General features: G+C 53.0%; 12 protein-coding genes. 6 read left to right on the top strand and 6 right to left on the bottom strand.

All coding sequences use genetic code 11. The features are described 5' to 3' along the window. Window positions 1–20 precede the first annotated feature (20 nt). From ABDW13_RS00660 to ABDW13_RS00635, 6 genes are all read right to left on the bottom strand, one after another. Window positions 21–1,433 carry a heavy metal sensor histidine kinase gene (locus ABDW13_RS00660; protein WP_343550441.1) on the bottom strand — a complete coding sequence of 471 codons (1,413 nt, stop codon included), beginning with the start codon at window positions 1,431–1,433 and terminating at the stop codon, window positions 21–23. After that, window positions 1,417–2,121, bottom strand: coding sequence for a heavy metal response regulator transcription factor (locus tag ABDW13_RS00655; protein WP_343550440.1), 705 nt, complete (start codon window positions 2,119–2,121; stop codon window positions 1,417–1,419). Before ABDW13_RS00655 ends, ABDW13_RS00660 begins: the two co-directional genes overlap by 17 nt. Beyond that, window positions 2,118–5,201 carry an efflux RND transporter permease subunit gene (locus tag ABDW13_RS00650; protein ID WP_343550439.1) on the bottom strand — a complete coding sequence of 1,028 codons (3,084 nt, stop codon included), beginning with the start codon at window positions 5,199–5,201 and terminating at the stop codon, window positions 2,118–2,120. Before ABDW13_RS00650 ends, ABDW13_RS00655 begins: the two co-directional genes overlap by 4 nt. Further along, window positions 5,198–6,334 carry an efflux RND transporter periplasmic adaptor subunit gene (locus tag ABDW13_RS00645; protein WP_343550438.1) on the bottom strand — a complete coding sequence of 379 codons (1,137 nt, stop codon included), beginning with the start codon at window positions 6,332–6,334 and terminating at the stop codon, window positions 5,198–5,200. Before ABDW13_RS00645 ends, ABDW13_RS00650 begins: the two co-directional genes overlap by 4 nt. Before the next feature lie 649 nt (window positions 6,335–6,983). Next, on the bottom strand, window positions 6,984–8,075 hold the full coding sequence (locus ABDW13_RS00640; protein WP_343550437.1) for an ABC transporter substrate-binding protein: 1,092 nt from the start codon (window positions 8,073–8,075) through the stop codon (window positions 6,984–6,986). Between the two features lie 48 nt (window positions 8,076–8,123). Beyond that, entirely contained in the window at window positions 8,124–10,247 is a 2,124-nt protein-coding gene (locus ABDW13_RS00635; protein ID WP_343550436.1) for a TonB-dependent siderophore receptor, read from the bottom strand. A 407-nt stretch (window positions 10,248–10,654) separates the two neighbouring features. Between ABDW13_RS00635 and ABDW13_RS00630 the strand changes: the two genes are divergently transcribed. The 6 genes from ABDW13_RS00630 to ABDW13_RS00605 all read left to right on the top strand — a co-directional run bounded on the left by ABDW13_RS00630 (window position 10,655) and on the right by ABDW13_RS00605 (window position 20,695). After that, window positions 10,655–11,566 (top strand): MurR/RpiR family transcriptional regulator, encoded by a 912-nt coding sequence (locus tag ABDW13_RS00630; RefSeq protein ID WP_343550435.1) that lies wholly within the window; start codon window positions 10,655–10,657, stop codon window positions 11,564–11,566. A gap of 17 nt (window positions 11,567–11,583) precedes the next feature. Then, entirely contained in the window at window positions 11,584–12,252 is a 669-nt protein-coding gene (fetA, locus tag ABDW13_RS00625; protein ID WP_343550434.1) for an iron ABC transporter ATP-binding protein FetA, read from the top strand. Next, window positions 12,239–13,000, top strand: coding sequence for an iron export ABC transporter permease subunit FetB (gene fetB / locus ABDW13_RS00620; RefSeq protein WP_343550433.1), 762 nt, complete (start codon window positions 12,239–12,241; stop codon window positions 12,998–13,000). The genes fetA and fetB overlap by 14 nt, the downstream gene beginning before the upstream one ends. A 37-nt stretch (window positions 13,001–13,037) precedes the next feature. Further along, window positions 13,038–13,652, top strand: a complete 615-nt coding sequence (locus ABDW13_RS00615) for a hypothetical protein (RefSeq protein ID WP_343550432.1) — start codon at window positions 13,038–13,040, stop codon at window positions 13,650–13,652. A gap of 199 nt (window positions 13,653–13,851) precedes the next feature. Further along, window positions 13,852–14,319 (top strand): GNAT family N-acetyltransferase, encoded by a 468-nt coding sequence (locus tag ABDW13_RS00610; RefSeq protein ID WP_343550431.1) that lies wholly within the window; start codon window positions 13,852–13,854, stop codon window positions 14,317–14,319. A gap of 385 nt (window positions 14,320–14,704) precedes the next feature. Beyond that, window positions 14,705–20,695 (top strand): autotransporter outer membrane beta-barrel domain-containing protein, encoded by a 5,991-nt coding sequence (locus ABDW13_RS00605; RefSeq protein WP_343550430.1) that lies wholly within the window; start codon window positions 14,705–14,707, stop codon window positions 20,693–20,695. The last annotated feature ends 105 nt before the right edge of the window (window positions 20,696–20,800 follow it).

The following is a 20,800-nucleotide window of genomic DNA, read 5'->3' as shown; positions in this document are numbered from 1 at the left end:
ACCCGCTTTAAACATGCAGATTACAATTTTGACAGACTCAAGGTATCCGGCAATGAAAGGGTAAAGGTGCTGCCTTTGCCTGGCGTGCTTTTTACACTGACTTTTCCACCGTGCAGTTCAGCAATAGTTTTGACGATGGCTAAACCCAAACCGGTATTTTCGTTGCTGCTGCGTGATTCGTCTGCGCGGTAAAAACGCTCGAACAGATGCGGAAGATGTTCCGGCGCGATGCCTTCGCCATCATCAATCACGCTAAAATGCAGCCCATGATTATCGCGCTGCGACTGCAATGAAATATGTCCGCCCGCAGGTGTGTAATGCAGCGCATTGGCTAATAAATTGGCTAAGGCGCGTTGGAAATGCAGCGGATCGGCGGAAAAAGTCAGCGTGCCACGTTGGGTTAAGGTGATATTTTTCTCTTCCGCCAGAATGCCGTAGAAGCTGATTAAACGGCGGAATTCCACTTCGCTATTTAATGTCTCTTTCTTCAATGGCTCACGGCTATTATCGGCACGCGCCAGGAACAGCATTGAAGAGATGGTGCGGGAAAGACGTTCGCCTTCCTCGACAATCGCTTCCAGCGTTTCCTGATATTCGGCGTTGGCGCGCTGCTGATTTAACGTCACGCTGGCGGCGGAAATTAAATTATTAATCGGCCCGCGCAGTTCATGGGCTAAATCGGATGAGAAACGCGTCAGTTGATCAAATGAGGCTTCGAGACGCGTCAGCATATTGTCAAAAGATCGCGCCAGGATAATGAGTTCTGACGGCCAACGTTCGGAGGCCAAACGCGTGTGCAGCTCCTCAACATTAATTTGCTCTATTTGCTGGCTCATCACCCGCAATGGACGCAAACCGCGCCGCGCCAGCCAATATCCGCCGGCTGCAAATACCAGGATCGCCAACGCCGCCGCGATTTGCATGCGCGCCCAATAATTTTCGATGATTTCATTATTGCGTGACACATTCAGCGCGGCCTGCACCGACCACTGTTCATGTCCTTTCAAAGTAAAGGTGGTGGCAGTAATCAGGTATTTTTCATGCAGTTCGCCATCGTGATGCTTCCAGCTGGAATAGTTAAAATTGGCGGTGGGCGCGGGATAATCGGCCACTGGCACGCGCATGTTTTTTGATTGCGACCAGATTTTGCCCTCCGGACTAATAATGCGCAGCGACAGGCGATCCTGCTCGGCAATAAATTCAAACAGCTCCTTTTGCCACTGCTCTTGCGGCCCCTGACGTTCGCTGATGGTGGTGGCGATCTCTTGCTGAAATTGCAGCGTACTGCGCAACTCATTGACATCTTTGGTGTTCAGTTGATCGCGTAAGGTCTGATACAACAAGCCGGACACGCTATACAGCACCACTGCCATCGCTACCGAAAAGAACAAGGTTAAACGTAGGGTGATCGGGACGTTACGGGGTATCAACATGCTCTTTTTCTTCCAGTACATAACCGGCACCGCGAATGGTGTGCAGCAGCTTTGTGGCGTAGTTATCATCAATTTTGCCGCGTAAGCGACGGATGGCGACATCAATCACGTTGGTTTCAGGATCGAAATTCATATCCCACACTTGCTCGGCAATTACCGTACGTGACAGCACTTCGCCGCTGCGGCGCATCAACAGGCTCAGCAGCAGGAACTCTTTTTGCGTCAACTCGATACGTGTGCCATCACGGGTGACTTTATGCTTCACCACATCCAGCACCAGTCCGCCGATTTGCAGTTGTGATTCGTCGCTTACCGCCTGCACATTGCTGGTTTGACGGCGCAGAATCACCCGCGCGCGTGCCAATAATTCACTGAAGGAAAACGGTTTGATCAGATAATCTTCTGCGCCCAATTCTAGCCCTTTAACGCGATCGTCCACGTCATCGCGCGCGGTCAAAAACATCACCGGCGTTGAGCGGCCAGCCTGACGCGCCAGTTCCAGCAGTTTCCAGCCATTCATGCCGGGCAGCATCACATCGAGAATCGCCAGATCGTAATCGTGCGTCAGTAATAAATGCAGGCCATCAATGCCGTTGGCGGCAACGTCCACCACAAAATCATTTTCGCGCAAGCCTTTGGCGATGTAATCCGCCGCCATATTTTGGTCTTCAACTAATAGCAATCTCATGATTCTTCCACCGCGTGGGTCAGTGCGTCTAAACGCGAGCCTGTGCGCTCAAACAGTAAATAGAGCACAGGGGTAATAAATAGCGTAATGAACTGCGAGAAGATCAGGCCGCCAACCACCGCCACGCCCATCGGTTGACGCAGTTCTGCGCCCGCGCCCCAGCCGCAGGCAATCGGTAATGCCCCCATAATGGCGCACAAGGTGGTCATCATGATTGGACGGAAACGCTGCAAACAGGCCTGAATAATCGCGTCGTGTGCGCTGAGTCCTTGATCGCGCTGCGCCGACAGGGCGAAATCAATCATCATGATGGCGTTCTTTTTCACGATACCGATCAGCAGCAAGATACCAATCATCGCAATAAAGGTGAGATCCAACTGCATGATGCGCAGCGAGAGCAGCGCGCCGACCGCCGCCGAAGGTAAGCCGAGCAAAATAGTGATCGGATGAATCCAGCTCTCATACAGCATGCCCAGAATCACGTAGATCACCGCCAATGCCAGCACAATCAGCCAGATTTGGCTGCTTTGCGACTGCTGGAACAGCGCCGCTTGTCCGGCGTAAGTGCCAAACACAGTCGATGGCAAGTTGATGTTGTTTTCAGCCTGCGTGATCGCTTGCGTCGCATCGGACAACGATTTACCCGGTGCTAAATCAAACGACAAAGTAATCGCTGGGAGTTGTCCCTGATGGTTGACGGCGGTGACGCCTTGCACGCGGCTAATGTGCGTGAAGGTAGAGAGCGGCAGCAGGGCATTGGTTGAGGATCGCACATAGATTTGCGACAGATCGCTTTCGTTCTGGCGGAATGGCTGCTTCACTTCCATGATCACCTCGTAGCTATCCTCCGGCGCGTAAATGGTGGACGCCTGCAACGTACCGAAAGCCGCGTAAAGATTACTTCTGATTTGATCGACATCGACGCCCAGCAACGAGGCTTTATTGCGATCGATCGTCAGCTGCGCTTGCAAGCCGTTCAGCTGTGCATCGCTGTTAACCCCCACGAACACGCCGCTTTTGTTCATTTCCGCCATCAATTGATTAGCATAGTCATTCAGGCTGAGACCTGCGCTACTGCTGACGGATTGCAGCGTGTATTGATAGGTGCTTTTCGCCGAGCGGCCGCCAACTTTAAAGTTCTGCACCGGACTGTAATAGACTTTGATGCCAGGCAAATAGCCGGTTTCGGCGCGCATTTTTTGCAGTACCTGCGCCATCGCCGGACGTTGGGTTTGATCTCTCAGCGTGATATTCAACTGTGTGGTGTCGTGATCCACTTTGGTCACCAGCGTTTGCACCGCCGGATCGCTAAGTAGCGTGTTGCCCAGCTTGAATGCCACATCTTTACGCGCGTCATACGACATATCCTGCGGCGTATCGATATTGGCTGTTACCTGACCGATATCTTCCTGCGGGAAGAAACCTTTCGGTGCGCTGACATACAGCCAGGCAGTCAACGCCACGGTTAATGCCGCCACGGAAAGCGTCACGGTGCGGTGATCGACTGCCCAATTTAAGCCGTGCGCATAGCGCAGGCGCAGGCTTTCAAACATCCGTTCAAACAGCTGGCTCCACGCCGGTTCTGGCTTGTCGTGCCCAGCGTGATGGCGGAACAACATCGGCACTAACAGTGGAATGATGGTCAAAGACGCGGCAGCTGACACCAAAATCGCCAGCGAAACAACCCAGGCAAATTCGTGGAACAGCAAACCCATGGTGCCGGGCATAAAGAAGATCGGGATAAACACCGCGACCAGCGACAGGGAAATCGAAATCACCGTGAAGCCGACCTCTTTTACCCCTTTCAGCGCGGCTTTTTTCGGTTCTTCGCCCTGTTCGATGTAGCGCATGATGTTTTCCAACACCACGATGGCGTCATCGACCACCAAGCCGACGGCGATGGTTAGCCCCATCAACGAAATGTTATCGAGACTTAGGCCAAAGGCGTACATCAGGCCAAAAGCGCCCAGCAGCGAAATCGGCACGCTGAGCGCTGGAATCGCGGTGGCACGCACGTGGCGCAGGAACAGCAAAATCACCATGATCACCAAGGCGATAGTCAGCAACAGGGTGAGGTTGACGTCGTGAATCGCGTTGCGCACCGAAATAGAACGGTCGTTGAGCAACTGCATATGTACCGATGAGGGCATCTGCTGCTGCAACTTTGGCATCAGCTGTTTGATGGTGTCGAGTGTGGCGACCAAATTGGCACCAGGTTGGCGTGTGATGCTCAGCACGATCGCGGTGTGATTGTTCACCGCGCTGTGGCTCAAGGTATTTTCAATGCTGTCCTGCACATCGGCCACATCGGTTAACCGCACCGGTTGCCCGTTGCGTGTGGCAATCACCACGTTTTTAAAATCATCGGCATTGCGCAGATCGCCACTGGTTTGCAGCATCATCATCTGCCGCTTGCCATCCAGCTCACCGACTGGCGAGTTGTCGTTGGCGGCTTTCAACGCGGTGTGCAGTTCTTCCAGCGTCATATCCGTGGCGGCGAGCTTGGCCGGATCGACTTCAACACGCACCGCATAACGTTTCTGACCAATTACCGTGACTTCCGCCACGCCTTTCACCATCGACAACGCGGGCGAAATCAGATCATCGGAAAAGCGGTTGAGATCGGATAAGGTCATCGACGGCGAATCGAGGCTGATTTGCGCAATGGGCGCATCGGCGGGGTTAACCTTTTTGAAGGTTGGCGGGGTGGTCATCTGCGATGGCAATTTCTTCAGCGACTGATACAGCGCTGCCTGCACATCGACTGAAGCCGAATCGATGTTCACTGACGGATCAAACTCCAGCACGATGGTGGTCGCGCCTTCGAGGTTGGTCGAGGTCATCATGTTGACGCCAGCAATCGTCGCCAGATTTTTCTCGAGCGGCGTAGCAACTGATGACGCCATGGTTTCCGGACTGGCGCCGGAAAGTGAGGCATTTACTTTAATGGTTGGCGTATCAAAAGTAGGCAGCGCGGCAACCGGCAAATTACGCCAGCAGACAAAACCCGCCACCATGATAGCGATCCATAGCAACAGCACGGCAATCGGGCGTTGCAAACAGAGTTCTGAAAGTTTCATGGATGCGCCACCGCCTGATGTTGATTGCTGGCGATTTGCACCGTCATACCCGGACGCAAATTGTTCGCGCCTTCATTCACCACCTGCGTTCCTTCCGAAATGCCGGTGATCACCGCTAATTGCTGTTGCACGCGCAGCAGCGTGACCGGTTTGACCGTGGCCTGATTATGCTGGTCGATCACATAAACAAAATGCCCATCCGGCCCGTTCTGTACCGCTTGTGGCGGCAACACCACCGCATCCGGCGTGACGCCGGCATCCACTTTTACGTTCTGGAACAGACCTGGCCACAGCAAACTCTGTTTGTTGCTGAAATGGGCTTTAAGATTGATGGTGCCACTGGCGGTACTGACGCTGTTATCGATAAAGTCCAGCTTGCCGGCGGTCGGCGTACCGCTGGCATTTTCCACCCAAACGGTAACCGAACCTTTCGACTGCGCCGCCAGTACCGATTTGAGATCTTGCTCAGGCAGCGTGAAAGAGACGCCAATCGGATCAAACTGCATCACCGAAACCAGCGGTAAGGTGCTGCCAGGTTGCACCAGACTGCCGGGATGAACGTTGAGCGCACCGGTTTTGCCGCTGACCGGCGCGACAATGTGCGTGTAGCCGAGATTAACGCGGGCGGTCGCCACATCTTGTTGGGCGGCTTGATATTGCGCCTGATACTGCTGCACGTTGCTCAGCAAGGTGTCCCAATCAGACATTGAAATGTAGTTTTTTGCTTTGAGCGCGCGACCACGTTGCAGATCGCTTTGTGCCTTAACCAACATGGCTTTGGATTCACCGACGGTGGCGACCGCGTGATCGTAAGCCGCTTGTTGGCTGGCGCTGTCTAGCGTGAACAGCGGCTGCCCGGCTTTGACAAAATCACCTTCGTGAAAATCTACGCTTTTCACTGTGCCGGTGATTTGTGCCTGGATATCCACCTGATTCAGCGCCACCACGTGGCCTTGGGTGGTTAGAGTGATCGGCAGCGGTTTAACGCTGGCGCTGATCATACTCACCAGCGCGGGCGCATTGGCGGGTTTCACCGCGGCATCGGCCTGTTGGCGCGGCCAGAAGTACCAGCTTGCGCTGCCGAGTAATAAGCCAGTGATGAGCAACAGCGTGCCCTTGTGTTTAAGTGCCATGATGCCTCAGAGCGATAATCTTATTTGTGCCAGTTTATCGAAGCTCACCGAACAGAAAGGAAAGGGGAAGATGACAAATTTGTCATCTGGCGATGCGTGGACGTCAAGTTTTTGCGGAATGGCGTGAGGCCCGCCAAACAGTTGATCAACAACAGGAATAAAAAAACGCCACAGCGTGGCGTTTTAGGCGGCGAACCAGATGGCAAGAAAACTCACCACGGCGAATGTGCTAACCGCAAGGGCGGCATATTCGCTAAAAGGGCGGGACAACATCGATTTCATGGAAAAATTCCTCTTAGGTTGAGGGCATTTTCACTGGTGAAGATTAAGCGAACATTAGGCTGGGTCTTGGAAAAGTTTTTTTATTAATGGATGGATCTGATTTTGCTCAACACATTGCCCATTCACACATTGCGCAATAAATTGCGCCGCTACGAATTGTGCGGTTATCGGGTGCGAACTCAATGCATGCACAGATTAGTAGCGGCGCGATTTATCGCGTTGTGTTGACCTTTGCTGCCCATTCACAGATTGCGCAATAAATTGCGCCGCTACGAATTGTGCGGTTATCCGGTTCGGGCTCAATGCATGCACAGATTTGTAGCGGCGCGATTTATCGCGCTGTGTTGACCTTAAACTGCGCAACAGCCTAATTATGCGTCCAATAAGTTCCCGTCTCTGGCAGCGGCAAAAACTGCTGGCTCATCTCCTTCAACGTTTCATCTGGAGACAAATCGTGGAACAGGTCCGGATGGAAGGTTTTGGCGAAAAACTCCACCGCCAGCAAGTGCCACGGACTCATATAGAAATTCTGCCAAAACGCATAGGCGCGTTGCTGCTGCACTGCGGGCAGCGCGGCGACAGTGCTGTCTTGCGTTAACGCATGCAGGAAGGTGGATCTTGCGGCGTCGGCGCTGACCTGCGGACCGAGTTGCAAAAAGTCACTCTCAGCAGGCGATGCTGAACCGGTGGCGATATAGATATCAGGATTGGCCGCGATCACCGCTTCTGGATTGAGTTGCCCGAACACTGCCGGGAAACGTCCGGCGGCAATGTTATCGCCACCGGCAAACGCGATTAAATCAGCCAGATTACCGTGCGCGACAGTGGTACAACATTCGGCTTTCTTACCCAGATGCAGTTGCAGCATCACTTTGGGACGCGCGCCTTGATAACTCGCCAGTCGTTCACGAATACGCTGCATATGTTGCTGATAGAACGCAATAAAGCGTTCGGTTTTCGCTTCATCATTCAACGCTTTGCCCAGCGTGGTTAAACTCGCCACGGTATTTTTCAGCGGATCAACGCGGAAATCGAGAAACAGCACCGGAATATGGGCGGCGGCTAACTGCTGCATTAACTGTGAATTGTTCGGTGGCGTGCGCGCGTAAACCGGCAATATAACCAGATCCGGTTGCAACGCGATCACTTTCTCCACGTTAAGCTGAGAAAAGTTGGAATTGCCGATTTGCGTAATATTGGCGATTTCCGGGAAGGCTTTTACATAGCGATCCCAGGTTTGCCTATCAAGGTTGCGCAAATCCGCTGGCCAACCCACCACGCGTTTCGCCGGATTACCCGTTTCAACCAGCGCCAGGGTGTAAATCATCCGGCTTTCACCAATTACCAGGCGCTGCGGATTTTCGGGCACGTCAACCTCGCGGCCCAGACTGTCGGTGAGCATTTTGCTTTGCGCAAGCAGAGGCAGCAATAACAATGCTGCCAGCAGAATTCGTTTCATTACCGTTCTCTCTGATGGCTCCGCCCGGTTAGGACGGAGCAAATCACCTTAGAAATCCACCGACGCTTGCAGATACATCACGCGCGGCTCGCCTTCAATCACGCGCAGGTTACCGGCGCTCGATTCGTAGTATTCACGGTTAAACAGGTTCTTTACGTTCAACTTCAACTGCGTGTGTTTGCCCACCAGTTGGCTGTCCCACGCAATAAACGCATCCGCTACGGTGTACGCAGGCATCACAAAACTGTTTTCCGGATCGCCAGCACGCGTGCCAACATAGCGACCACCGCCGCCGAGGCGCAATTCACCCGGCAACCACGAGAAACGCAGCGTATGGCTGAGATACAAGCTGCCCATGTTGGTCGGCGCGTTCACCAGACGATTGCCGACGTTGTCCGGATTGACGTTGTCAGAAACGATCTCTGTTTTGTCGTAGCTGTAGTTGGCTATCAAATTCCAATCCGGCGTGATCTCGCCGTTTAATTCCAACTCCGCGCCGGTGGAACGCGCTTTAGGAATGTTGCGCGTGACGCCATTAATGAAAATCGACATGTCGGTTTCATCGATACGATACAACGCTAACGTCGCGGCCAGACTCGGTGACACCTGCCATTTGGAACCCACTTCCCAGGTGCTGCCTTTTTCCGTCGAAGCCACATTACCGTTGTCATCGGTTTGCGTTGATGGTGTGAACGACTTGCTGTAGCTGCCGTATAACGACACTTGCGGTAAAACCTTATACACCACGCCGAGTTGCGGCAGGAAGGCGTTGCCGCGATCGTTGAGCGTTGTCTCGGGATCATTCCAGCCATTGCTGGAAGTTTGCGTATAGCGCTGGAATCTGCCTCCCAAAACGGCAATCCATTTGTCGGTCAGATGGATGTTGTCTTTGGCAAAGATCGAACGGCTATACAGGTTGGTGCGCAGATTACTGATGCTGTCGCTGTAAGTGCTGTCGCTCACCACCGGCTCTTCGCCGTATACCGGATCGTACATATTAAAGCTGCGCGAAACCGTGCCGCGATAGGAGCGGGCTTTGTAGGTTTCGTTCTGCTCGTAATCGACGCCAAGCAACACATCGTGCTGCATTCCGCCAATCACCGGCGAGCCGCTGATATCCCACGAGGTGTATTCGGTTTGATGGTTGAAGCCACGGTTGGCATCGGCACGGCGCGAGACAATCCCGGTGGTGGTGTTAATCGCGGTGGCGCGCACTTCATTACTGTCGTAACGGCGCTGCATCCAGCCGTAATTGAGATGCGTTTCCCAAACATCGTTGAGGTTGTAGCCGTAAGTCACGTTGAGACGTTTGTTCTTGCCCCACGCGTGGTTAGCGTTGTCATCGAGACGGCGATTGTAGGGAATATCTACCGGTTTGCCGCCGATAAACGCCGTGCCGCGATCGTATGGCACGTCATATTTATACTCGACGTAACTGATGTTGAAAGATGCGCGATCGCCGTACCAACTGAGGGAAGGTGCCAATAACGTGTGTTCATTGACGCCAAAATTGCGCCAGTAATCTTCGCGCTGGCGTTCCGCCACCATACGAAAAGCAAAACCGTTACCCAGCGGCCCGGTAACGTCCACCATGCCGGTGCCGCCGCCAAAGCTGCTGGATTCGCCGCTGATGTGGGTGTTCCATTCATACTGCGGCTTTTTGCTCACCAAATTGATGATGCCGCCGGGATTGAGAATGCCGTACAGCAGCGAGGACGATCCTTTCAACACTTCCACATGGTCGATACTCGAATCCATGGTTAAGCCCTGATTGCTGCGCACGCCATCGATGAAAATCGATCCATCGGTATTCGAGCCAAAACCGCGCTTCACAAAACCATCTTCGGTGCCGCCCAGCGTGTTGCCTTGCGTCACGCCACTGACAAACTTCACCGCATCATTCAGGCTGGTGACTTGATAATCCTTGATCACTTGCGGTGTAACCACGCTGATCGATTGCGCGGTTTCACTGCGCGGCGTGTTGGTGCGCAAGGTGGCTGCCGCATCTTCCTGGTTATAGCTGCCGCTAGCCGCAGACTGATCTGCCGTAACGGTAATAGTTGAGTCGGCTGCTATCGCAGAAGTGCCGTACAGCAAGGTCGAAGCCAGTAAAACCTGAGAGCCAGAGCGGGTATATTTAACCACTGGTGAAAAGAAACAAAGATACTTCATTATTTTAAATCCGCATCAAAACAGGAATATTAAGAAGTCTGGATAGTAATGAGATTGATTTTCATTTACAGCAAAATTGTTGTGTTTTATTAGCGCGCTTGCGGATTTTTTAATTAAATAAATCGTTTTTTCGACAGCAGAAAAACATGAATGATTGCAACATAAAATTTAAATGTAGTTTTTTAATTTCATTTATTTCATCATGATAAAGATATTATGTAGTAGTGATTGTAGTTTTTGTGGTGCACTATAATTTACACTACATTTTGCTGTTCGACGGTGGGTGATGTCGTGGCACATTTAGTTGATTGATTGTTTTGTCTTATTTTTACGCATTAAGGTTTTCTTAATCCTCGCGCCAATAATAGGGTTATTCCGGCGCATGCACTGAAAGGTATTAAACTGCCGTGACTGATTCCGCGCCGAAAACCCAGAAACGTCCTTATGATTTGTATGGTGAACGTTTCCATGCCTGCAAACATCAACTCTCGCCACGCTTATTGAAGGTTGCGCACTACATCCATCAACATCGCAGCGCGGTGCTAGAGAAGACGGCGCTCGGTATTGCCATTGATACGCAAACCTCTGATGCCACAGTGATTCGTGCTATCCAGGCGTTGGGATTTTCGGGCTTCCGCGATCTCAAAATTGTGATGGCAGAATATTTAGGGGTGCAGCAACGTTCACCGGCGCGGGTGGCGTCAACCGTCAACGAACTGGCGCAGAACGCGAAAGGCAGCGTGGATTTCGTGCTGGATAGCTATCGCATGAGCTGCGAAATGCTGGCGACAGCCGCGAATCGTGAAGCCATACAACAGGCGATTGACCTGCTGCAACAGGCGGAGCGGGTGGCTATTTTTGGCATTGGTGCCTCGGCGATACTGGCGGATTACACCGCGCGCCTGTTCAAACGCAACGGCAGCGCATCATATGTGTTGAATCACACCGGCATTGCGCTCAGCGAGCAGATAGCTGACATGCGCCACGGCGATGTGCTGATTATGATGGCGCAAAAAAGTGCGCATCCTGAAGGCCGGGTGACAATTGCCGAGGCGCAGCGGCTCAGCATCCCGATTATCCTGCTGACTGCCGCAACCGATTCGATGTTCGCGCAACGTGCCGATGTGATGATTGAGATTCCGCGCAGCCGTGCCGCCGACAAAATGCCGGTGCATGCCACACCGATGATCTGCCTGGAAATTCTGGTGCTAGGATTAGCCGCGACCGCGCCGATTGCCACCTTGAATAGCATGAACAAACTGTATGAAATTAGTAACGCGCTGACGCGACCCGGCGCGCGCAAATCGCAAACGCCATAAACTTTTGGAAGATACCCATGACAACCGAATCCCTCTTGCTGGATGTGCAAGCGGTGAGCTACGCCATGCAGGGGCGCACGCTGTTAGCGCCGGTTTCGCTGCAACTCCACGTCGGTGAACGGTTATTGCTGACCGGCCCGTCCGGCAGCGGTAAAAGTACCTTATTGAAGATCATCGCCTCGCTGCTGGAAGCCAGCGCCGGAAAAATTACGTTTGAACAGCGTGACATCACGACGCTCAATCCCGAACACTATCGTCAGCAAGTTTCCTATTGTTTCCAAACGCCGCAGCTGTTTGGCGAGACGGTGTACGACAATTTGGCGTTGCCGTGGCAGATTCGTCAGCAGAAGCCAACACGTGAACAATTAGTGGCCTCATTGGCCAGCGTGCAGTTGGCGGCGGAGATGTTGGATAAGAACATTGAGCAACTTTCCGGCGGCGAGAAGCAGCGTGTCGGCTTGCTGCGTAATCTGCAATTTATGCCCAAAGTGTTGCTGCTGGATGAAGTGACCAGCGCCCTGGACGAAGAGAACAAGTTGATTATCAATAGTTTGATTGACTCATTGGTGCGCGAGAAGAATCTGGCCGTGATCGGCATTAGCCACGATGTAAATGAGATTCGCAGCGCCAATAACGTCTTGAAGCTGCACGCACCAGCGCAGGGAGCTGAACATGAGCCAGCATAATATTACCGATAGCTCGTTGTTACTTTCGCTAATGCTGGTGGTGATTGCGCTGCTGATCAGTCAGAAAGAGAAGTTAGGCATGGGCAAAGACATTATCTGGAGCGTTTGCCGCGCGATTGTCCAGTTAGTGATTGTCGGCTACGTGCTGAAGTCGATTTTTGACCTAAATAATGATTGGCTGACGCTGCTGATGGTGTTGTTTATCTGCGTCAATGCGGCGATCAATGCGCGCAAACGCAGTCGCAATATCGACCATGGTTTTATCATCTCTTTTGTGGCGATCACCACCGGTACCACTTTGACGTTGACCATTTTGGTGCTGAGCGGCGCGATTGAATTCATTCCGATGCAGGTGATCCCGATCTCCGGCATGATTGCTGGCAACGCGATGGTGGCGGTGGGGTTGTGCTTCACCAATCTCAATCAACGCTTCGACGATAACCGGCAAAAAATTCTCGAAATGCTCAGTTTGGGCGCGCCGGTAAAAGTGGCGTCCGGCGCTTTTATTCGCGCCAGTATTCGCGCGGCCATGATTCCCACCGTCGATGGCGCAAAAACCGTTGGTTTGGTGAGTTTGCCAGGCATGATGTCGGGACTGATCTTTGCCGGTATTGATCCGGTGAAAGCGATTAAGTATCAGATTATGGTGACGTTTATGCTGATCGGTACCGCCAGTTTGTCCACCATCATCGCCGCCTATTTAGCCTATCGCCGCTTGTTCACCCAGCGTGCGCAATTAAAGTTTTGACCATCTTATTTAGCTGGTCATTGTAGGGTCGCCATTTATGGTGACCTTGCCAATGTTCTTTAATAAATATGATGCCACTGCCAAGTTTTCATCAATATCTTCTAAAGCTGGCAAACTTGCTGCCGATATATTACAGAAATTTACTCACGGAAGAAGATGTATGAAAAAGTTGATTTTATCAGCACTAATTTTAATGACTACAGCTCCAGTTGCTCATGGTCAAGAAAATATTGAATATGAACAAATTAAGCCGAGTGTGATTGCTTTTCTCACTAGGGCAGCAGGTCCTTCAGATGGCTGTGACATTTTTAAAAACATTTATTCCAAAGATCTCACTAATAATCAGAATAAGAAAATGATGCTAGGTTTATGCGATGGTGATATTGATTTCTCACAACCAATATCATTCTCTCAGATGAGCACTCATCACGTCGGTGGTGCGGATTATGTGTGCGGAATAATTTCTGGCCGAACAAAGCTTAATCGTAAAATAGGCGCTAGATTTATCTCTTTTGAGCCCTATCACCTAATATTAAATGTAAAGTACTCGCGCCGTCCCATAGCATATACGGTCGATGATGGATTCTTGGTTGATGATTATCGAATGCAGGTGAAATCATTTAATGAGCTTAACGATAAGTATTGCCGGTAAAGAAATTCTAAAGTGCTTATATTTGTTTCGATATTCACGTCCTTTTCTGGCACAAAGATGTCCAACCCCAGTTTCAGCGGTTTGCTATAAGTGAGAAGTGTAATTAACACATCATTGCTAACCGCCAGGAATCTGATTATCCCTAAGTCGTTCAATTAATATGGTTAGATTTCCTTAAATCTTTTAAGCAGGAACGAACGTGAACACTGCAAAAAAACATCAATGGAGTAAGGGCAGTTACCTGGTAAGTACAGACAGAGATAAACTGGATATACCGGCTATTCACCGTTATCTGACAAGATCAACCTGGGCCGAGGGTATTCCCCTGGATACTGTTTCTGCTTCAATCGAGAACAGCCTTAACTTTGGTGTTTATCATGATCAAACCCAGGTAGGTTTCGCTCGCTTAATCACAGACTACGCGACGTTCGCTTATCTTTGTGATGTCTATGTTCTTGAAAAGCATCAAGGAGAAGGGCTGGGAAGATGGGTGATGGAATGCATACACGATCATCCCGTGTTTGAGCATCTTCGCAGGATCATGCTATTTACAACCACTGCTCCCTGGCTTTATAAAAAGTTGGGCTATGAACCCGTCAATCGGGAAAATTATGCATGGACCATCACCCGCCCTGATATTTACACCAAAGCGAAAAAGCCTGGCTGAACTACGCCCATATTCGCTGCCAATCAGGTATATCGCCGCTAACACCAACCTTGCCATTTCCCCGCAATACATGCCTGCTTATTTTGCCTTGAAGCCTGCTAGATAGTTTTTAGAGTCATAAGTCGGACTGTTTAGAATATTCACTAACCAGCCTTACTTATTTTTAGTTCCAATAATTACATTGCTAATCCTGGCCAAATTCCTAAATCCCATCTCCCGCCTCACAATTCCTTAACTCAAACTGGACGTTTTCCGCGTAATACGTAGATACTCATTACACCAGATGCCAAATATTAAATTTCTGAAACAAATTATATCAGCGACTTAACTTCCAGCCCATTGACTTACCGATGCGCGCGTTGTCTTCTCGGTTGAGGAATACTTTGTGTTCAAATTAAATCCGGTGTTACTAAGCCTTGTGGCGGCGCAAGGTTTGATGTTCCCTACCTCACTGTCGTGGGCGGCGGAGTTAAAACCTTATACGCCTGAAATTAATGACAATAAAGTTGGGGCTTATTGCCTTTGTAATGGCTCGACGCAAACGCTGCGCGGTTTACCGCAATTCGCGCCTGGTGAAAGCGGGGCAACCACGGTGACGTTTGGCGAATTGCAAAGTATTGGTCGAATAATCAATAACAACTTGATTGGCGAGCCGCGGCTGCAAATAGGCCAGCAGAATCTCACCATTCAAATACCGAGTTTCGAAGATTGGATATATACAACTTACGACGTTTATAACTCCGCCGATTTAATGGATTTACCAAGTGTCGGCCTCAATACCGTAGTGCCAGATTATTATGATGTAAACGACAAACAATATATTAATGCGCGCATCGGTTCCGTCAGCAACGGCAGGCTAAATATCGATATTGGCGAACATGGCGCGGCGGCTAATTCATCTACTAATAGCTGGTCTATGGCGGCGAAACAAAGCCAACTGTTTACCGCTACCAAAAAAGGTCATCTCAACTGGAATTCCGATAACCGCATCGCCTTTACGGCGGCCACGCCACCTTATGGCGGTGATCGCCTGGCGTACGACGTAGGCAGCGTGGTGGATTATGCCGGAGCCATCAGCGTTTCAACCCTGGATGGCAGTACCAGCAACTTCAACATCAACAATATCAACGATCTGCGTCACTATAATAATTGGCTGATCGAGCAAGTCACCTTATCCAACCTCAGCACCGACCGCTACAACGATGAATTCCATAAAGCCTTCATCCAGCGCGACGGACGCGTGGTGTATCGCATGAGCACCAACAATTACGACGATGAAGTGGCGCAATCGCTGGGCGATCAAGTGGTACTAAGCGCGGATGGCAAAGATGCCAGCGTAAAAATCAATCGCGGCAAAACCCTTGAAGTGCTGGATAGCCACAGCGCGGTGATGCGCGCCAGCAACGGCGCAAAAGCCATTATCAACGGCAAACTTGCCAGTAACGGCTCCGGCTTAGAGCTGCTGAACCACGCGCGCGGTCGCAATAACGGCGTGATTAACGCTGGATTCCTCAACAACGTTGACGGCAAAGGCGTCGATAGCAACACCTTAGGCGCAGGTATTGGCGTGCTTGTCAGCAACGGCAGTCGCTTCAGCAATTACGGCGTGATCAACTTCCAGCCTGGCAACAGCGATAGCAGGGCGATTACGCTCTACGATGCGCGAGCGGTCAATCGCGGCAATATCAATCTCGGCGTCACCGAAACCATCGGCAGCGGCTCGATGACTGGCGTAATCGCCAGCGGCGCAGGCGGTTTCACCAACGCCAAAGGCGGCACCATTTACATCGGGCGCACGCCGCAAAATAACAAGAACGACCCAACCAGCGATGTAGCGGTGAACCTCAGCGGCGGCGCAAGCGCCATTCAAGGCTTTCTCGATTCCCGCATCGTCAACAACGGACGCATCGTGATCGGCTCGCTGGTGCAGAATGCGGTTGGCATGCTGGTTGAATACGGCCCGAATGCCACCGCACGCAATAACGGCGTGATAGATGTGAATGGGATGGCAGAAGGGCAGCCGCGCGAGAATATCGGCATGCTGGTGGTTGATTCCGGCAGCGGCGGCAAAGTCGGCAATGGCAAAGCGGGCACCATCAACCTCAACGGCTATAACAGCACCGGCCTAAAAGTCATCGCCCACGCGGGTGAAAGTGCAAAAGCTTATTCGCGCGGTGCCATCAACATCCTCAGCGATGCCGGCCAATATGGCACAACCGATCACAACACTGCCGTTTGGGTCATCGGCGAAGAGGGCGGCAACGCCGTCGCCAACGTCAGCGGACCGATTCAGCTTGGCGGCAACGATGCGATTGGTATTCGCGCCGAAGGCAACGCCACGGTGAACGTTAGCGCCAACGCGATTCCGGTTGCCGGACCGCGCGATATCTGGGGACTGGTACGGCAAATCAGTTTCTACACCAAAGGCGAAAACGCCAAAATCAACCTGCCGAAAAACGGCAGCTACTCGACATCGGTGGAATACGGCACGATTTTCCGCGTAGAGGATGGCGCGGATTTTGACGGTCGTGGTATGACACTCTCCATGAACGAAAGGAATACCACGGGCGTCTATGGCAGCGGTGTGGGCACCAACGTGAACACCAACGGTGCAACGCTGAATGTTGGCGTCTTCGCCACCGGGCTGATAGTAGCTCACGGCGCGCAGGGTACGATTGATGCCGCGACACGGTTTAACCTTGATGTTTCTGGCGTAGCGGCACAAGTCGATGGCTCAGCCGACACCTTGCAAGGCAACACGATTGATCCCGAACACCAATCCAATCCTGATACGCATCTCACCAACCATGCTGAGATTAACGGCAGTGGCCGCTTCCAGGTCGGCTTAATCGCCACCGATTTAGCTCAGCTCACCAACACCGGCGACATCACTTTTACCGGTGAGGACAGCGGCGGCATTTACGCGCAATACGGTGCGAAGGTGACCAACAGCGGCACCATTAACATGACGCTGCGCAGCCATGCTTTGTATGCCTATGGTTTGCAGCGTAGCTTCGATAGCGCCCCGCTGACCGAAATCTTCAACAGCGGCACCATCAACATCTACAACCGCGACAGTTTTGAGTTGAACACCACCATTGGCCTGGTCGCCAGCAACTATTTGGCGCGCATCTACCAAAACGGCACCATCAATCTGTATGGCGACAACGCGATGGGTGCCAACGCATTTTTAGGTGGTCGAATCACGTTTGGCCCGGATAGCCGCATCACCTTCAACGACCCGAATCAAACCGGCTATCGCGCCACCGATGAGGGAACGCAATTAATCAGCAACGGCAACAATATAGATGTGCGCACTGCGAATTCCACGCTGTATGACATCAGCAATGGCGCGTGGCTGTACACGCAAGCTCCCGGCAACGTGACGCTCAGCGGTGAAAACAGTCGCGGCGTGGTGCTAAGCGGCGAGGGCACGCAAGTGTCTTACACCGACAACTATGTGGCGAGCGGCAAAGGTGCTGTGGTGATGAGCGCCAGCAACCGCGCCGAGGGCGTGATCAGCAGCGGCATTACGCTCAGTGGTGAAAACACCACCGCCGCGATGGTCAGCGGTGACGAAACGGAAATCTACGCAGCCTCCACCATCAGCGGCAACGGCGCCAACGCGACGGCGTTTGATGTCAGCGGCGGTGCGCGCCTGTTTAATCAGTATCAAGGCGTGGTGGATCTCAGCGGATCGCACAGCACCGGCGCGCGCGTATATGACGGCGGCAACTTCATTAATCGCGGCAGCATGCACATTGCGTCAGGCATTGGCGTCGATGTGTCAAGCGGTTACGGTCAATATGTGCCGGTCGATAGCGCATTGCGCGTCGATGATGGCATTGCAGCGATGCGCGTCGGCAGCGGCGCATGGATGAAAATCTACGGCGACGGCCAAGGCTACAGCGTGATGCAGGCTAACGGCAGCGCCGACGGCTTGTTACTTGATGTCGGTGCGGATGGGTTCGAAGCCGACAACATCACTATCGGCGCGTACGGCAGCGGCAGCGCGATCAACAACCGCGCCGAAACCCCGAACATCAATTTGGATAACGTGCGTTTAGAGGTGGCAAACGGTAACGGTATTCGCTCAGCGACCTCATTCAATTCCGCTGGCAGTGCGCAAATTAACGTTAGCGGTTCGGGCACCGGTTATCGCTTTGAAAACGCCAATGGCTCAACCACCAACAACGATCTGGTGATCGGGCCGGATTATTCGATTGTGGTGACAGGAACCGGCAATGGCGTGATCGCCAACACCCGCGGCAACGTTATTTCTCAGGGCTTGATTGATATTCAGGCGGCGAACGGCGGCTCGGCGGTTGTCACCAAAACCGCCAGCCAGGTGATTAACCAGGGCACCATCAGTTCGCAAAGTCGCGTTGCGCCGCTGGTCGACCTGCGCGGCGGGCAAACGGTGTTTATCAATGAAGGCACCATTAATGCACCGTTCCCTGATCAGGTTGTCGTGGCGGGCGGCGCGACCGATGACGTCATTGCGCTGTTGGAGGGGGCGGTGGTTGGCGATGTGAACACCGGTAACGGACGCGATGAACTGATTGTCACCGGCGGCACCATCAAAGGCAGTTTGACGATGGGCAGCGGCGCGGCTAATCAGGCCACGGTGCAGAAAGTGAGTCTGGCTGATACACGCCACATCACCACGGAAAATGGCGCGGGCAGCACGCTCAATCTCAGCCAACTCAAGGCGCGCGGCGGTTCGTTCGCTAGCGATGATGCGGCAAAAGGCACCAATCTGGGTTCAGGCTGGAGCACGCTGAATTTCCACAAAACCCAATGGACGTTAACCGACAACATCAAACTGGCGCACAGCACGATTAACGTGGATGCGGGAAGTACGCTGTTCGCGGGTGACAACGTCAATCCGCTGTTGCAGGGCAGAACCCGCGATTCGCTGGTGGTGAATAACGCGGGCACCCTGGATCTCACCAACGGCGGCAACGCGGCGGCGAACACGCTAACGATTGACGGCGAACTGGCCTCGGCGGGCGGCAGCGTCAAGCTGAACGCCACAGCGGCCAGCAGCGATGTGGTGCTGGTGAATGGCGTGGCATCGGGCGTAACGCAGGTTGAAGCAAAACTTGCGGGAGCACCGCTGTTCGACAGCAACGGCGATGGCGTGATCTCTGCGAACGAAGGCGTGTCGCTGGCGCAGGTTTCCGGCAGCGCGAATGCCAACAGCTTTGCGCTGAAAAGCGGCTATATCGCATCCGGGCCGTGGCAATACGGTTTATACAGCTTCGCACCGGGCAGCAATGATCCAGCCCGCAGCGCGGTAGGCGGCAGCGCGTGGGATTATCGACTGGCGAACGCCTTCGTGTGCGAAGACGGCAGCTTGTGCCAGCCGTCAGCAGGCAGCGCACCAAGCGCCGCGCGTCTGGCGGTAACGCCGCAGGTGCCGTCTTACATCTCTGCGCCGGTTGGCCTCGCTTATTACTCGCTGGCAATCACCGACGATCTGCATAAACGCCTCGGTGAACTGCGCCAGCAGCAGGCAAATCCGGATGCGGTTGGCGGCGAGATGTTCATCCGCTACATCGGCTCCAACCTGAAATACCAGACCAATCAAAGCTTCAGCAATTACGGCTACGACTTCGATCTCGACTACAGCGCGGTGCAGCTCGGCGGCAATGTGATTCGCGTGGATGGCGCGGACAGCAGCCTGCGCGGCGGCGTGGCCTACACACGCGGCAACACGCGTATTCGCCCGCACGCAGCAGATGGCTACAGCTCGACCAGCTTCGACAGCGACACGCTTTCACTGTACGGCACCTGGCTGCGCGACAGCGGCTTTTACGTGGACGGCTCGCTGAGCTGGGGCTGGCATCGCGGCGCGACTGACATTGCACGGCAGAAAGATGTCGCCAAACCAAAAGGCAACGGCTGGACGGCTTCGGTTGAAACCGGTTATCCGCTGGAAATGGGCGGCGGCGTGCGCATCGAACCGCAGGCGCAGATCACCTGGCTGCAAATGAAGATGGACAGCTTCACCGACCGCGATAACACCCGCGTTTCCTACGACGATTACAGCCAGACGATTGGCCGCATCGGCGCGCGTGTGGATAAAACCTGGCAGGACAGCAGCGCGAATCAGTACACGCCGTATCTGCGCGTGAATTACACGCAGGGTTGGGGCGGCACCGCGAAAGCGAAGATCGGCGCGGCGGATGTTGGCGGCAGTGAAACCTTCGACAGCGGCAAGTTCGGCAAAATGTGGGATGTCGGCGTGGGCGGCACCGCGACGGTGAACAAGGATGTGGCGCTGTACGCCGAAGCGGATTACCGCAAAGAGATCGACGGCAACGGCGCAAAAGGCTGGCGTTACAACGCGGGCGTGCGCTGGTCGTTTTAATTGAACCGGTCGCCGTTATGGCGACCGAAATATTTCACGCTTTTTAAAACCCGCGCGATAAATGGAGCTGCGTCCCAGATTGCCTGGTCATTGCATCACATCTGA

Source organism: Pantoea sp. (genome assembly GCF_039594315.1).
GTDB lineage: Bacteria > Pseudomonadota > Gammaproteobacteria > Enterobacterales > Enterobacteriaceae > Pantoea.
Note: the sequence above shows the minus strand (reverse complement) of the source record. Positions and strands in the feature narration are given on the sequence as shown.

What these genes read in the sequence shown, in the direction of transcription:
- ABDW13_RS00660 (WP_343550441.1), bottom strand. Translation starts at nt 1,433, where the DNA reads ATGTTGATACCCCGTAACGTCCCGATCACCCTACGTTTAACCTTGTTC.
- ABDW13_RS00655 (WP_343550440.1), bottom strand. Translation starts at nt 2,121, where the DNA reads ATGAGATTGCTATTAGTTGAAGACCAAAATATGGCGGCGGATTACATC.
- ABDW13_RS00650 (WP_343550439.1), bottom strand. Translation starts at nt 5,201, where the DNA reads ATGAAACTTTCAGAACTCTGTTTGCAACGCCCGATTGCCGTGCTGTTG.
- ABDW13_RS00645 (WP_343550438.1), bottom strand. Translation starts at nt 6,334, where the DNA reads ATGGCACTTAAACACAAGGGCACGCTGTTGCTCATCACTGGCTTATTA.
- ABDW13_RS00640 (WP_343550437.1), bottom strand. Translation starts at nt 8,075, where the DNA reads ATGAAACGAATTCTGCTGGCAGCATTGTTATTGCTGCCTCTGCTTGCG.
- ABDW13_RS00635 (WP_343550436.1), bottom strand. Translation starts at nt 10,247, where the DNA reads ATGAAGTATCTTTGTTTCTTTTCACCAGTGGTTAAATATACCCGCTCT.
- fetA (WP_343550434.1), top strand. Translation starts at nt 11,584, where the DNA reads ATGACAACCGAATCCCTCTTGCTGGATGTGCAAGCGGTGAGCTACGCC.
- fetB (WP_343550433.1), top strand. Translation starts at nt 12,239, where the DNA reads ATGAGCCAGCATAATATTACCGATAGCTCGTTGTTACTTTCGCTAATG.
- ABDW13_RS00615 (WP_343550432.1), top strand. Translation starts at nt 13,038, where the DNA reads ATGGTGACCTTGCCAATGTTCTTTAATAAATATGATGCCACTGCCAAG.